Source organism: Amycolatopsis aidingensis, assembly GCF_018885265.1.
Lineage (GTDB): Bacteria > Actinomycetota > Actinomycetes > Mycobacteriales > Pseudonocardiaceae > Amycolatopsis > Amycolatopsis aidingensis.
Map to the genome: position 1 here is coordinate 1,309,668 of NZ_CP076538.1, position 13,510 is coordinate 1,323,177.

Annotated in this window: 12 protein-coding genes; 4 read left to right on the top strand and 8 right to left on the bottom strand. The window is 68.5% G+C overall.

Going from position 1 to position 13,510, the window contains the following annotated elements:
- Window positions 1-11 precede the first annotated feature (11 nt).
- From KOI47_RS06390 to KOI47_RS06405, 4 genes are all read right to left on the bottom strand, one after another.
- Window positions 12-1,664 (bottom strand): condensation domain-containing protein, encoded by a 1,653-nt coding sequence (locus KOI47_RS06390; RefSeq protein ID WP_216214818.1) that lies wholly within the window; start codon window positions 1,662-1,664, stop codon window positions 12-14.
- Window positions 1,665-1,675: 11 nt separating this feature from the next.
- Window positions 1,676-3,217, bottom strand: a complete 1,542-nt coding sequence (locus KOI47_RS06395) for a phosphopantetheine-binding protein (protein ID WP_216214819.1) — start codon at window positions 3,215-3,217, stop codon at window positions 1,676-1,678.
- Window positions 3,157-4,905 carry an AMP-binding protein gene (locus KOI47_RS06400; RefSeq protein ID WP_216214820.1) on the bottom strand — a complete coding sequence of 583 codons (1,749 nt, stop codon included), beginning with the start codon at window positions 4,903-4,905 and terminating at the stop codon, window positions 3,157-3,159. Before KOI47_RS06400 ends, KOI47_RS06395 begins: the two co-directional genes overlap by 61 nt.
- A gap of 160 nt (window positions 4,906-5,065) precedes the next feature.
- On the bottom strand, window positions 5,066-5,311 hold the full coding sequence (locus KOI47_RS06405; RefSeq protein WP_216214821.1) for an acyl carrier protein: 246 nt from the start codon (window positions 5,309-5,311) through the stop codon (window positions 5,066-5,068).
- A gap of 465 nt (window positions 5,312-5,776) precedes the next feature.
- Between KOI47_RS06405 and KOI47_RS06410 the strand changes: the two genes are divergently transcribed.
- The 3 genes from KOI47_RS06410 to KOI47_RS06420 are packed head-to-tail and all read left to right on the top strand — an operon-like array spanning window position 5,777 to window position 10,680.
- The gene (locus KOI47_RS06410; protein ID WP_216214822.1) at window positions 5,777-6,700 is read left to right on the top strand and encodes a fatty acid desaturase; all 924 of its coding nucleotides are present in this window, start codon (window positions 5,777-5,779) and stop codon (window positions 6,698-6,700) included.
- Between the two features lie 36 nt (window positions 6,701-6,736).
- A complete protein-coding gene (locus KOI47_RS06415) occupies window positions 6,737-9,142 on the top strand; it encodes a condensation domain-containing protein (protein WP_216214823.1) in 2,406 nt (801 codons plus the stop codon).
- A 38-nt stretch (window positions 9,143-9,180) separates the two neighbouring features.
- The gene (locus KOI47_RS06420; RefSeq protein ID WP_232376572.1) at window positions 9,181-10,680 is read left to right on the top strand and encodes an AMP-binding protein; all 1,500 of its coding nucleotides are present in this window, start codon (window positions 9,181-9,183) and stop codon (window positions 10,678-10,680) included.
- Between the two features lie 25 nt (window positions 10,681-10,705).
- Here KOI47_RS06420 and KOI47_RS06425 read toward each other — a convergent pair whose 3' ends face one another.
- Entirely contained in the window at window positions 10,706-11,110 is a 405-nt protein-coding gene (locus KOI47_RS06425) for a DUF302 domain-containing protein (protein ID WP_216214825.1), read from the bottom strand.
- Between the two features lie 103 nt (window positions 11,111-11,213).
- Between KOI47_RS06425 and KOI47_RS06430 the strand changes: the two genes are divergently transcribed.
- Window positions 11,214-11,549: an ArsR/SmtB family transcription factor gene (locus KOI47_RS06430; protein ID WP_216214827.1), complete on the top strand. Its 336-nt coding sequence runs from the start codon at window positions 11,214-11,216 to the stop codon at window positions 11,547-11,549.
- A 17-nt stretch (window positions 11,550-11,566) separates the two neighbouring features.
- Here KOI47_RS06430 and KOI47_RS06435 read toward each other — a convergent pair whose 3' ends face one another.
- The 3 genes from KOI47_RS06435 to KOI47_RS06445 all read right to left on the bottom strand — a co-directional run bounded on the left by KOI47_RS06435 (window position 11,567) and on the right by KOI47_RS06445 (window position 13,408).
- Window positions 11,567-12,232 carry a CBS domain-containing protein gene (locus KOI47_RS06435; protein WP_216214829.1) on the bottom strand — a complete coding sequence of 222 codons (666 nt, stop codon included), beginning with the start codon at window positions 12,230-12,232 and terminating at the stop codon, window positions 11,567-11,569.
- Between the two features lies 1 nt (window position 12,233).
- Complete coding sequence (locus tag KOI47_RS06440) at window positions 12,234-12,812, bottom strand: CBS domain-containing protein (protein ID WP_216214831.1); 579 nt, start codon at window positions 12,810-12,812, stop codon at window positions 12,234-12,236.
- A 209-nt stretch (window positions 12,813-13,021) separates the two neighbouring features.
- On the bottom strand, window positions 13,022-13,408 hold the full coding sequence (locus tag KOI47_RS06445) for a hypothetical protein (RefSeq protein ID WP_216214834.1): 387 nt from the start codon (window positions 13,406-13,408) through the stop codon (window positions 13,022-13,024).
- Between the last annotated feature and the right edge of the window lie 102 nt (window positions 13,409-13,510).

Consider the following 13,510-nt stretch of genomic DNA (forward strand, 5'->3'; position numbering starts at 1 on the left):
CTGCCTGTGTCTTATGCCGACCCGGTTGACAGGCGGGACGAGAAGTCGCGCAGCTGCGGGTGATCGAACAGCATCCGCAGGGTCGCGGTGGTCGAGACCTTCTTCCGCACCGACGCCACGGCCACGCTCGCCAGCATCGAGTGGCCACCCGACTCGAAGAAGTCGTCGTGCGGGGCCTCGATGGGTACGCCGAGCACCTCGCTCCAGATGGCGGCAACCGCGGCCTCAACCGAGGTGAGCGCGGCGTCCGCGGGCCCACCGGGCTCGGCCGCGGGGGATACGGCGCCGGGGGAAGGCGCGGCGGCCCGAGCGGAAGGGTGGACGCGGGCAAGGACCTCGGTCAGGCCGAGTGAGTCCATCGCCGCGTCCGGCTGGTCCAGCAACAATGCCAGGATCTCCTGGTAAGCGGCGCAGTAGCCGCGTGCGGCTTCGGGCGAGTAGGTGCGCAGCGCGTACTCCCAGTCGAGCGCGATCCCCGAGGACTCGACATAGCAGGCCACGGACAGGTCGAAAGGTCCGTCCACGGTGCGCGCCGCGACCTCCGACAGCGTTCCCTCGCCGAGGTTCAGACCACCGGTGGCCCCCGAGGCGAACATCGTCCGCACCAACTCGACCCCGCGTTCGAGCCCGGCTTCGTGTAACTCGGCGACCATCCGGCTGAACGGCAGGCCCTGGTGATCGATGGCGTCCATGAGATCAAGGGACACTGCTTCCAGCACGGTGGCGAACGACTTGGCGATGTCGATCCGCGACCTGGCCACCACCACGTTCGCCAGCATCCCCACGGTGCCGGCGAACCTGGGCGTGCGACCGCTGGTGGCCGTCCCGACGGCGACGTCACCGTCGCCGGTGGCGGCGGCGATCATGACCTCCATCGCGCACAGCAGCACGGCGAACGGGGTCGACCTGGCGCGGCGGGCGTACGCCGAGACCGCTTCGGCCAGGCTGTCCGCCAGCACGGTGGACTCCGCATGCACCTCCAGCGCCCCTGGCTGGTGCGCTGCGGTGTGGCCGGTTCCCGGTAGCGCACTGCCGGTTACTCCGGCGAGCCGTTCCCGCCAGTAGGCCGATTCCTCCTCGAGGCCACCATCGGCGAGGGTGGCGAGCTGCTCTTCCACAAAGGTGCCGTATCCCGGTGCGATCGGCCCCAGGTCGGGCGGCGTTTCCCTGCGCGCCGACTTGTAGAGCTCACCGAACTCGTGCAGGACGATGGCCATCGACGTACCGTCACACACGATGTGATGGGCGACCAGAACCAGCGCGGTCCGGCTTTCGGACACCTGGATGGCGGTGAGCCGGACCGCGGGCCCGGCGGCGAGATCGAAGGGCACGTTCGCTTCGGCGTCGAGGACCGATTCCAGCCGTTCGGTGTGCATGACCGCCGACAGTCCGCGCAGGTCCACCACGTTGACCGGGACGGGTTCCGGGTCACGGTCGATGACCTGCATTACGCCGGATTCCGTTTCATGGAACCTCGTGCGGAGGGACTCGTGGCGGCGGATGGTCTCGTTGAACGCGAACTCGGCGGCCTTGGCGTCGAAATCCCCGTCGAAGTAGAAGATCTCCGGCATGTTGTAAGCGGGGCTCGCCGGATTCAGCCGCCAGAAGAGCCAGATCCCCTCCTGGAACGGCCCGATCGGAAGGGTGTGCTGCGGCGAATCCATACTGTTGGTCCTCAACCCACGTCTCCGATCAGGTCGCGCAGGGCGCGTGTGGTGCGAGCCTGGAAGAAGTCACGGAGCCGTACCCGGACCCCGAACTCCTCCCGAATCCGGGCGAGGACGTCGAGCGCGTCGAGAGAGCCGCCGCCGAGCCCGAAGAAGTCGTCGTCGAGTGCGCAGGGAGTACCCAGCGTCTTGTGCACGATCGCGAGGAGCCGCCGCTCGACCTCGTCATGGGCAACCTCAGGGGTGCTTTCGTCCCGCTGCGCTTCGGCCCGCGGCGATGTCGGCACCGCGTCGGGCACGGGCAGGGCGGCGTGATCCACCTCGCCGCCTGGCGTGCGCGGCAACTCGTCGAGCAGTACGAAAACCGAGGGGACCGGGTGCCCGGGCAACAGCTCGCCCAAGTGCCGGCGCAGCCGCTGTTCGAGTACTCCGGTGAGCTGGTGGCGCGCGGGGTCGTTCGCGAAGGTCGCTGGCCGTTCCGTTGGATCGGAGTCCAGAGCGTCGCCCTGCGGCTGCGCCACCTCGCCGGGAACGAGCAGGGCGTCGTAGCTCGTCTCGTCCTCGCCCCAGGTGCACCGCACCCGGTAGCCGAGGCCCTTGCCGGTCTCCTCGACGTCCTCGGGATCCACCCCCGCGGTGAGGCGGGCGTTGGGAATCCCGGTGATCCGAAGCGCGCCTTCCCGCGCCACCTCCGCCAGACCGGCAAGGTCGCTGAGGTCGCGACCCCACACCAGCGTGGTGGATTCCTCGATGGCGGTGATCGCGGCCGGTGCCTTGTGCACGACGACGTCGTAGCGGTAACGGGTCAGCTCGTTGTGTGCGCGGCCTCGCTTGAGCGCCACCTGCACCCCGGCGACGTCCGGGAGCCACTGCGCCAGCGCCGTCCAGTACCCGGGGTCGAGCACCAGTTCCTTCTCCAGCCGGACCGCGCGGTCGACGGCCTCCCGCTGCTCGCGCTCGGCGTCGCCGGTTTCCGCCTGATGACGGGACGGCTGGGCGCCCTCGTGGAAATGACGCAGCAGGCGCTTGTTGCGGACGTCGCCGACGAACAGCCTGCCGCCGGGGGCCAGCAGCCCCAGCGCGCCGCGCAGCACGTCGGTCAGGTAGCCGGCATCGGGAAAGTACTGGACGACCGAGTTGATGACGACCGTGTCGAAGTACCCCTGCGGCAACCCTTCGCCGACCTCGGCCTGCTGACAGCGCAGTACGACCCGGTCGCGCAGTTCGGGAACCCGGGCCACTTCCGCGCCGAGCTGGTCGATGATCGGGGCGGAGAAGTCGGTGCCCCAGTAGGACTCGCACTCCGGGGCAAGGGGGCCGAGCAGCAGGCCGGTGCCGACGCCGATCTCCAGCACCCGCCGTGGCCGCAGCTCACGAATCCGGTCCAGGGTCGCGGCCCGCCACTCCTGCATTTCCTCCGCCGGGATGGCCTCACCCGTGTAGCTGCTCGTCCAGCCGCTGAAGTCCTCGGTGAACAGGGCCGTACCCGTCACCTTGTGATTGGTGTCGTAGCTGTCCCGCCACTCGCCGACCTGTGCGGCACCGGCCACGGCACGCAACTCCCCGGCCCGTCCCCCGGTACGACATAGGCCACCAGCCGGCGATCGCCGGCTTCGGCCCGGACCACCGTGACCGCTTCCGCCACGGCCGGATGCCTGGTGAGCGCGGCCTCGATCGCGGCGGGATCGGGGTGCGCCCCGGGCGGCCGCGCCTGTTCCTCGGCGTGCCCGTGGCGCACGAACTCCCCGAGCGCCGCGACGTCCACCTTGCCGTGATCCGTCACCGGCAGGCGCTCCAGCCGCCGGACCACGGCCGGGACCAGGTATTCGGGCAGCTCGCTCGCCAGGTAGTCCCGGACGCTTTCCTCGGTACCCGGTTCGCTCGCCCCGCTACTGCCCACATAGCAGGCGACCAGGCGCGGATGCGCTCCTTCGCGGTGCACGAAGGCAACCGACTGGGCAACGGCGGGGTGCCGGTTGGCGACCGATGAGACCTCGCCGAGCTCGATCCGGTACCCGCCGATCTTGACCTGGTCATCCTGCCGTCCGAGGAAGCCGTATCCCTCCCGGGGCAGCATTCTGGCCAGGTCACCGCTTCGGAACATCCGCGATCCGGGCGGGCCGGACGGATCCGGCACGAACCGCTCGGCGGTCAGCCGGGGATTTCGCAGGTACCCGCGGGCAACGCCCGCGCCGCCCACGTACAGCTGCCCCGCCTCGCCCTCGGCCGCCGGTACCAGACTGTCGTTGCGGTACAGGTGAATCCGGGCTCCGGGGATCGGGTCACCGATCGGCGGCTCGGTGAAGTCGGCGCCGGCCAGGATCCTTCCGGTCGCCGCGATCGTGGTCTCCGTGGGGCCGTACTGCACCACGACGGTGCAGCCGTCCGCGGTCAGCTCACGTACCACCCCGCCCGGTACCGCCTCGCCGCCGATGAAGGCAAGCCGCACGCCGGATTCGCGTGGGCGGTATCCTGCGCCGAGCAGACCGGAGTACCAGGAAGGTACGCCGCTGATGACCGTGATTCCGTTGTCCCGGATGCAGTCGATGTGATCCTGCCACGAACCGTCCGTCAGGTCGGGTGCGACGACGAGCGTGGCGCCCGCGGTGAGCAGCAGGACCGGCCGGAGCGAGGCATCGAAGCAGAGGTTCGCGGAAAGCAGCACCCGCATCTCGCCGTCGGGGTGCACGGCAGGCCGCCGCGCCAGATCGTGCAGGTACCTTCCGTAGTTGTCCAGCGCACCGAACTCGACGCCGACCGCGTTGGGTGTGCCCGTCGATCCGGAGGTATGGAGGACGTAAGCGAGGTTCCGCGCGTCCCAGCCAGGATTCGGTGAGCTACCCCGGTTGCCGCGCAGCCGCCTGACCCGAAGCCCTTTCCCGTCCGGCATGCGGGCTTCCGCTTCGCCATCGGCCGCCTCCTCCAGCACGTGGGTGGCCGACTCGGCAAGCGCCAGGTCGAGCCTGCGTCCCGGCCACTTCGCATCGGTGGGGAGATAGGCCGCGCCGGCCATCCAGATTCCGAGGATGGCGATGATCGAGTTGCTGCCACGTGGCAGGACGGTGGCCACCACGTCTTCGGGACCGGCCCCGTGGTCGCGCAGGAGGTCGCCGAGTTTCGTCGCGGTCGTGACCAGTTCGCCGTAGTCGATCGACCGGCCGTCGGCGCGCAGCGCGGGGCGGCCCGGCTCGTGCGTGGCGATATCGCGGATCCGGTCGAGTACGAACATCGTGCCCATGAGTACCGATCCCTCCCCCATGTCGGGCCACGTCCTGTCGGCGAGGTCGCGGCCCGAACAACCCTCCTGTGATCGGATCAGCTCTCTCCGGCCGCGTCATTTCGCGATCACATGAACCGATCGCCGAAGGTTCCACCCGCCGATCCGAAATATCGGATCGTCAGTGGTTACCTTCGACGAGCGCTTCCGAAGCATTCCAATGAGAAGTGAATTTCGCTACCGTCGGATACTCCAACAGCGTGAGGACGTCCGTTTCGATTCCCAGTTTCTGGTTGAGCAGACTGACAAGTTCCAGTAGCAGCATCGAATTTCCGCCGAGATCGAAAAAGTTGGTGTCGACGTCTGCTTCACGGATACCGATCACGTCCGCCCAGATTTGGGAAACCTCCAGCTCTTGCAGTGGCATAGTTGCCAACCCCCACGTGTATCTCAGGAGTCCCTGGGCTTACAGTAACGTACGCAGGTGTGCCGCGCAACACAAGACCCACTCGTATAGGCGATGTCGCGTGGCGGCCACGGGGATCGTTCGTTGCACGCTGCTCCATTCAGACATTTGGCTGCTCGCCGGCATCTTCTGGAGCGGTTCACCCGAGGCGGGGCTGGTTGCCTTGGCGTGGGGGAGAGGTTGTCACCGTGGGACTTCTACCGAGGCCTCCGGCCCGGCGCGTTCCCCGCGCACCTTCCGTCCGGGTCAGGACTTCTGAATAGCCCTCCTTGACCAGGCCGTGGTCGTGGAGGATCGTTTGTAGGTACTGGGAGGGATGAGACTGTGTCTACAACTGATCGTGCCGATCGGCATCGGTTCTCACCGGACATCCTCGCGGCGGTCCGCGCTGTGTCTCGTCTTGACAACTGGCACGGACCGCTTGAAGTGATTGAACACTGGTTCTGGATCGCGGCATGGTGCGCGGCGTCGCTGCTGGCCTTCGAGTATTTCTCGCTGTGGGCGGCGATCCCGGTATACGTTGTCGCGGTCTTCTTTATCGGCGGGCGCCAGCGGGCCCTCGCCGGGGTGTTGCATATGGCCACCCACCGCGCTTTCATGGCACACCACCGCGCCGGCAGTGTAATCGGCGCGCTGTTCGGCGGATACCCGGTACTCCAGAGCTACACCGGCTACCGGGCGTCGCACCTCGGTGAGCATCATGGTCGGCTGGGTGATCCGGAGCGCGATCCCGATTACCGGCAGTACAAGGACAATGGGCTGTGCGGCGACAACCTCAGCCGGGCCGCGTTGCGCCGGTACCTGTGGAAGGTAGTGAGCCCACGCGCCACTGCCTCCTACATCCTTTACCTGCTGCGGCACCGGATCGTGGCCGAGGGGGAGCGAACCTCGGAGCGATGGCTGCGGGTCGCCTTGCTCGCCGTGGTGCTGGGTTGGGCGGTGCTCGGCGGCTGGTGGATGTGGCTGCTGCTGCTCTGGTTCGTACCCCTGGTGACCACGCAGGTATGGATCGGCGCCGTGGCCGAGCTCATGGAACACTTTCCGCTGATCGAGAACGCGCCGCGCGTCGACATATACATGTCCTGGAACAGGGTGTACGGCCTTGCGGCCCGCTTCCTGCTCGGAGAGAAGGACGGCGAGGGCTTCCATCTGGTACACCACCTGTTCCCGCGAACCCCGATGTGGCGACTGCGTCAGGTCGACGCGATCCTGCGACGTGACCCGGAGTACGCTGCGCTGCCCCGGCTGAGCGGCGTGCTCGGTGGGATGGGCCAGATCTACCGGTCCCTGCCTTCCTCCGGTCGCCGGTCGGCGGGAGCGGGCCCGACGGTTCCGGTGCCTGAATCGTGAGCAGCCGGTTTCTGCTGGCGGGTGCGGGGGAACGCGATGACTCCCAGTGCTGACCTTGACGATGCCGGAAAGCAGCGCTCCGCGGTGCGGGGAGCGCCGCGGGGGCTGGCACCGACGTCGGTCGGGCAGGAAGGGCTGTGGTTCGTCGATCGGCTGGACGGCGAGTCGACGCAGTACTCGATGGTGTTCGCGTTCCGCTTCCGCGGCGACCTGGTTGTGTCCGCGCTGGAGCATGCGCTGAATCAGGTGGTTGCCCGGCACGGAGCGCTGCGCACGACCTTCGAGGAGTCGGAAGGAAGGCCACTGCAGAAGATTGCCGATGAACTGCTCGTGCGACTGGCCGTCGAGGATGTGCCCGCGGAGGACAGCGCACTGCGACAGCGGTTGGTCCGCGAGGAGGAGCACGGTTTCGACCTCGAGGCGGGACCGTTGTTCAGGGCAGGTCTGCTGCGGTTGGCCGAGCGTCATCATGTGCTGGTACTGGCGGCCCATCACGCCGTCTTCGATGGCCATTCACTCGATGTCCTGATGGGTGAGGTGCGCGAGTTCTACGCGGCAGCGGTCGGCAACCGCGTGCCGGAGGTGGAGCCGTCGGTTGCGCAGTATGCGGACTTCGCGGTGTCGGAGCGGGAATGGTTGGAAACCGAGGATTCCCGCGAGCAGCTGGAGTTCTGGCGCCACACCCTGGCGGGAGCCGAACCGCTGGACCTGCCGACCGACCGGCCGCGTTCGGCGGTCTCGTCGGTCGCAGGCGACACGGTCCGGTTCGACGTGACCGGGGAGGCCATCGCCGGCCTGGACGACCTGCTGGCCGATGAGCGGGTCACGCCGTTCATGTTCCTGCTCGCGGTGCACCACCTGGTGCTGGCGCGCGCGACCGGGCAACGGGACACCGTGGTGGGCAGTCCGATGGCGAACCGGCGCGAGCTGATGCTGCGAAAGGCCGTCGGCTACTTCGTGAACATGGTGCCGCTGCGGGTCGACTCGACCGGCGATCGCACGTTCCGGGACCTGTTGCGGCGGGTACGGGGTGTGTCGCTGGATGCGTACGAGAACCAGGACTACCCGTTCGCGCAGCTGGTGGCGCGGCTGGGGTCGGGACGGCACGGTCGCCGGTCGAGCTTGTTCGAGACCGTGCTCGCATTCGAGTACGACTCACCGGATCGGGATGAGTGGCCGGGTCTCCAGGTCGAGCCGGTGGACACCGAGGTGGACACCGCCAAGTTCGATGCGACGTTCTCGGTCTTCTGGACGGGTCGAGGCTTCGAAGGGGAGATCACCTTCCGGACCGCGTTGTTCGACCGCTCGACAATCGAGTCGCTCGCCGGGGACTTCGGGATGATTATGGCCCGGGTCGTCGCGGACCCTGATATGGAGCTGGCCGAGTTGCCGCCGGGCTTGGCGAGGCGCTCAGGCCGGACCGGCGACCAGGTCGAAATCCGGGGAACGGCCGACCACCAGCCGGGCTCGGGGCGGTCGCCGCGCAATGCTCGGGAGGAGGTCCTGTGCGGGCTCTTCGCCGAGGTGCTGGGGGTCAACGGCGTCGGGATCGACGACGGCTTCTTTGATCTGGGCGGGCATTCGCTGTTGGCGGGACGCCTGGCTTCGCGGGTGCGGTCGGTGCTGGGCGTGGAACTGGCCATTCAGTGGTTGTTCGAGTCGCCGACCGTGGCCGGGCTGGCAGGCAGGCTGGATGACGGAGCCTCCGATTCACTTGCCGCCCTACTACCGTTGCGTGCGGAAGGAAATCTCACCCCGGTTTTCTTCCTGCCGCCGATCGGTGGGCTGAGCTGGTGCTATGCGAGATTCCTTCCATACATTCCGAAAGGGCACCCGGTGTACGGCCTGCAGGCCACCAGGTTCGCCGGGGACGCCGACCGGCCGAAGTCGTTCGGCGAGCTCGCCGGAACGTATCTCGAACTGATCAGGGAAGTATGTCCGGACGGCCGGTGCTCCCTGCTGGGGTGGTCCTTCGGTGGCGTTGTCGCACAGGAGATCGCCGTGCTGTTGGAGAAATCCGGGGGCGATGTGCGCAACCTGGTGCTGTTGGACGCCGTCCCAGCGGTTCGAAAGACCTCGGTGAACAGCGGGGACCTTTCCGATGAACTGATCGAGGCTATCAAGGAGTCCATCCGTGGATCCGGTGGTGGTGCGTCCGACGAACTCACGGATTCGTTGTTCGGTGAACTGTCGGAGATCGCGGAACACTGCCTTCGCATCGGGCAGGGCCATCATTCCCGGGTGTTCGGCGGAAGCGCGGTGAGCTTCGAGACCGAGGACTCCCGCCCGGAACGCGACAAGGTCGGGGTCGGCTGGGCCGATCTCGTGGCCCGCGGAGTCGAAACCCACCGGCTGCTTTGCACGCATGAGGAAGTCATGGATGCCGCGGTGGTTCGGCGGACGGGTCCCATCGTCGCCGAGGCCATGAAGAAAACTCGATGACGACCAAGTCGCGTCCGGTAAGAGGGAGCGTGCATTCCGTGCCAGCGAAGACCCTGCACTCCTGGTTCACCGACAGCGTCCGCCGAACCCCGGACCACACCGCCCTGGTCGTCCCAGGGCGGCGGCTGAGCTACGCCGAACTGGAGGCCGTCTCCCTTGAGCTGGCCGCCCGCGTGACCGCGGCGATCGGGCCCCGGCCGGGCCGGGTCGGCCTGCTCGCCGCGGGCAGCGTGGCCGCCTATGCGGGCTACCTCGGCGTGCTGCGCAGCGGTGGCACGGTGGTGCCGCTGAGCATGGACTACCCGGCCGCACGGAACCGGCAGATCCTCGAACTCGCCGGAGTGGATGCCGTACTGGCGGACGAAGGCCGGGACACCGCGCTCGCGGACGGCACCGGAACGCCGGTGATCACGGTTGGCGAGGAGGACGTGCAGCGGGCCCTGCGGGCGACTCCCACCGCCCGGCCCGCGGACGCCGCCGACCCGGACGGGATCGCGTACATTCTCTTCACCTCGGGCTCCACCGGCGTTCCCAAGGGGGTGCCGATCCGGCACCGGAACCTGGACGCCTTCGTGCGCCATCACCTCGCCCGGTACCGGGTCGGGCCCGGCAGCAGGATGTCCCAGACCTTCGGCCTGACGTTCGACCCTTCCGTCTTCGACATGTTCGTAGCCTGGGGTGGCGGGGCGACGCTCGTGGTGCCCTCGCGCAGCGAACTGCTCGACCCCGTCGGCTTCGTGAACGACCAGTTCCTGACCCACTGGTACTCCGTGCCCTCGATCGTCTCCTGGGTGCGCAACGCGGGCTCGCTGGATCCCGGCAGCCTGCCCACGTTGCGTTGCAGCCTGTTCGCAGGCGAGCAGCTGACGCTGGAGCAGGCGCAGGCCTGGTCGGCCGCGGCGAAGGGCAGCACGGTGGAGAACCTGTACGGGCCAACGGAGCTGTCCATCACGGTGACGGCCTACCGGCTCCCGGCCGAGCATTCCGCGTGGCCGCGGACCTCCAACGGCACGGTCCCGATCGGCCGCGTCTACCCGCACCTCGACCATCGGATCGATCCACTGACCGGGGAGTTGCAGGTGCGCGGGCCACAGCGGTTCGGCGGCTATCTCGACCCGGCGGACAACGAGGGACGGTTCTGCGAACCGGGACCGCATTCCGGCCCGGCTCCCAGCAGGCAGGCCTGGTACCGGACCGGCGACCGGGTGGCGGTCGAGGACGGTGCCCTCGTGCATCTCGGCAGGCTCGATCAGCAGGTCAAGATCATGGGCAGGCGGCTCGAACTGGGCGACGTGGAATCCGCCGTCCGCCAATGGGGCGGCCTCGACGAGGTGGTGGTCGTCGCCGCTCCTGGCCCGGGCGGCGAGCTCCGGCTGACCGCGGTCTACAGCGGCGTCCGGGCCGAGCCCGGCGAACTCCGGAACAGGCTGCGCCCCCACCTGCCGACACATATGGTCCCGACGCGCTTCGTGCATCTTGACGCCCTGCCGCTGAACGCGAACGGCAAGGTGGACCGTCAGGCATGCGGCCTGCTCTGAGAGCCTGTTCCTGCTCGAACACGGCCTACTTCGCCGGGGCGGAGGTGGTCAGCGTGTCGAGCGCGGCCTGGATCAGCCGGCCCGCCTCGTCGGCGACCGGCGCCAGTTCGTCCCTGCCGGGCACCTCGACCATCACCCCGGGATCGAGTGCCTGCACCACCGTATGCCCGTCCCCGGCGCGGACCACCACGTTGCACGGCAGGAGCAACCCGATCTCCCGCTCGACGCCGAGTGCCCGGTGCGCGAGCCCAGGGTTGCACATACCGAGGATCAGGTAGGGCTCCATCCGTTCGCCGAGCTTGTTCTGCAGCGTTGCCGTGACATCGATCTCGGTCAAGGTGCCGAAGCCCTGCTCGGCGAAGGCGTCCTTGACCCGTCCCACGGCGTCCTCGTACGGCAGGTCGAGTGTGATGGTGCGGGCGTAGTCCATGATTCGTCCCTCCTGCCCGGGTCGTCATCCCGGGTGCGTGTCCGGTCTGGTGTCACCATAATACTCGTATACAACTGTTCAGTTGTTAAGTATCATGCGCCTCATGGCTGATGCCCTTGATCCATTGCCGGATCCGCTGGTGGAGCTGATCGCCCACCGGTTCCGGGTGCTGGGCGAGCCGATGCGCATCAGGTTGCTCGAACGGCTTCGGGGCGGGCCGGCAGGTGTCGGCGAGCTGACCGCCGCCCTCGGCACCTCGCAGCAGAACGTCTCCAAGCACCTCGGCGTGCTGTACCAGGCCGGGATTCTCACCAGGGAGAAGCACGGCACGATCGTGCGCTACTCGCTGGCCGATGAGACGGTCTTCCAGTTGTGCGATGTGGTGTGCGGCCGGATCCGGGAGCAGCACAGCGACCTCACCGCACTCCTGCGCGGCTGAGGAGCGGCGCAGGCGGGTCAGCGGCGGGCCGTGATGTCGTCGAAGTCGTACTGCAGGTCGTTGCGGACATCCACGACACCGGGTATGGAGGCGGTCAGGCTGGTGGCCATGTCCACCTCGCTTCGGCGTTCCAGCTGCCCGGTCAGATGCACCATCCCGTCCCGCACCCGGACGGCGAACGTAGCCGGGTCCGCCCACAGCGACCGGCGGAAGACCTCCTGCTCGACGGTTTCCCCGAGTTCCTCGTCGGGTCGGCGGAATACGCTCAGCACATCCCGCCGCGCGAGCACGCCGGCCACCCTGCCGGAATCGTCGACGACGAACAGCCTGCGCAGCTTCTGTTCCACGAGTCTTCTGGCGGCGGCGCCCAGTCGCTCGTCAAGGCCGATCGTGGCCACCCGCGGGGTCATGATCTCACCCGCCGTTTTGCCGCGGGCCCGGTTCCACCTGTGCCGGCGACGCCACTGGGTGAGCGGCGACGGCTCGGCCTGGCCGCGCTGCTCCTCCTTGATCAGCAGGTCGGCTTCCGAGACCACCCCGACCGGACGCAGTTGACCGTCCACCACCGCGACCGCGCTGATCCGGTGCTCCGCCAGTATCGTCGCGATCTCCTTGAACGGCGTGGTCGGCTCGACCGTGACGGCGGGGCTCGTCATCACCTCGGCGACCGTGGGTCCGCGCATCTCACACCTCCGTGCGCTGGAGGGCGAGTTCGACCCGCACCACGCCCGGCACGGTTCTGGCCAGCGCGACCAGCGTTCTGCGCTCCGCCTCGTCGGTGAAGGAACCGCGGATCGTGGCGACACCGCCGGCAACCCCGGCCGTCCAATGGTCGCGGTGCCCGGAGTAGTCGGTCAGCAGGGCGCGTATCTGCGCGGCGATCGCGTCGTCCTGGCGCACCAGTGGGCGCAGCAGGTCCCGGCGGCTGATCACGCCGACGAGCGTCCCTTCGGACACCACCGGCAGGCAGCGCAGCCGATCGGTGAGCATGTGCCGCGCGATGCGCTCGACGTCGGTGTCCGGGCTGACCACCTCGACCGGCGTGGTCATCACCGTGGAGACGGCCTGCTCGACCCGCGGTGACCCGGCGACGACGGCACCGCGGATGGCGTCGGCTTCGGTGAAGATTCCGACGACCTTGTCGTCGTCGGCCACCGGCAGCGCGGCGAAACCGTGTTGGAGCAGTAGTGCGATCGCGTCCTGGATCGAGGTGTCCGGGCTGATGCTCGTCACCGGCCTGCTCATGATGTCCTGAGCGTCCATGGTGTGCCTCCATCGGATCTCGGTGGCCAGGACGTTGTCCCAACGAACGCTACGAGCCGGGCCGCCCGTCCGCTGCGGGATTTGGTCCCCGGCCACGGGGACCTAAGGCCGTCGAGGTCGGGTCCGGCGGCCGGATCGGGGACGATGGGCAACCGGACCTGAGCCTGGCTGGCCGCCGCACGAACCGGAGGGGGCATCGTCCGATGTCCTCAGGTCCTGGTCCGGCCCTGGTCCAGTTCCGCCCATTCGCGTTCCCACGCGGCGTAGCGGGACAGCCGGACCGACCAGCGCGCGGCGCCGTACAACAGCGCGCAGGCGGCTAGCGCGGCCAGCCAGGACAGCGCCGCGACGCTGACGGCCGCACTGAGCGCCTCGGTCGGCGTGCCCTGCGTTCCTACTCCGTACCGGGCGGTCCGCGCCTGGTAGGCGTAGATCTCCGAACCCAGTGCGGCGGCCAGTGGCATGGCCAGCATTCCGGCTATGGCCAGGCACAGTGCGAGCACGGCCAGCACCCGGTCTCCCGGCCGGGCCAGCTCGCCGCGGTACCGGCGCAGCACGCGGGTCGGCCAGCTGGTTGTGTCGCTCCCCGTTCCCATACTGCCGGCCTCCTCGGCTGTCTTCCGGCTCCTGTGGTCACCGTCTGCTCGTCCGCCGGTCGCCGGACCCGGGCCAAGTGCCCGGGTCCGGCCTTCCTCCGG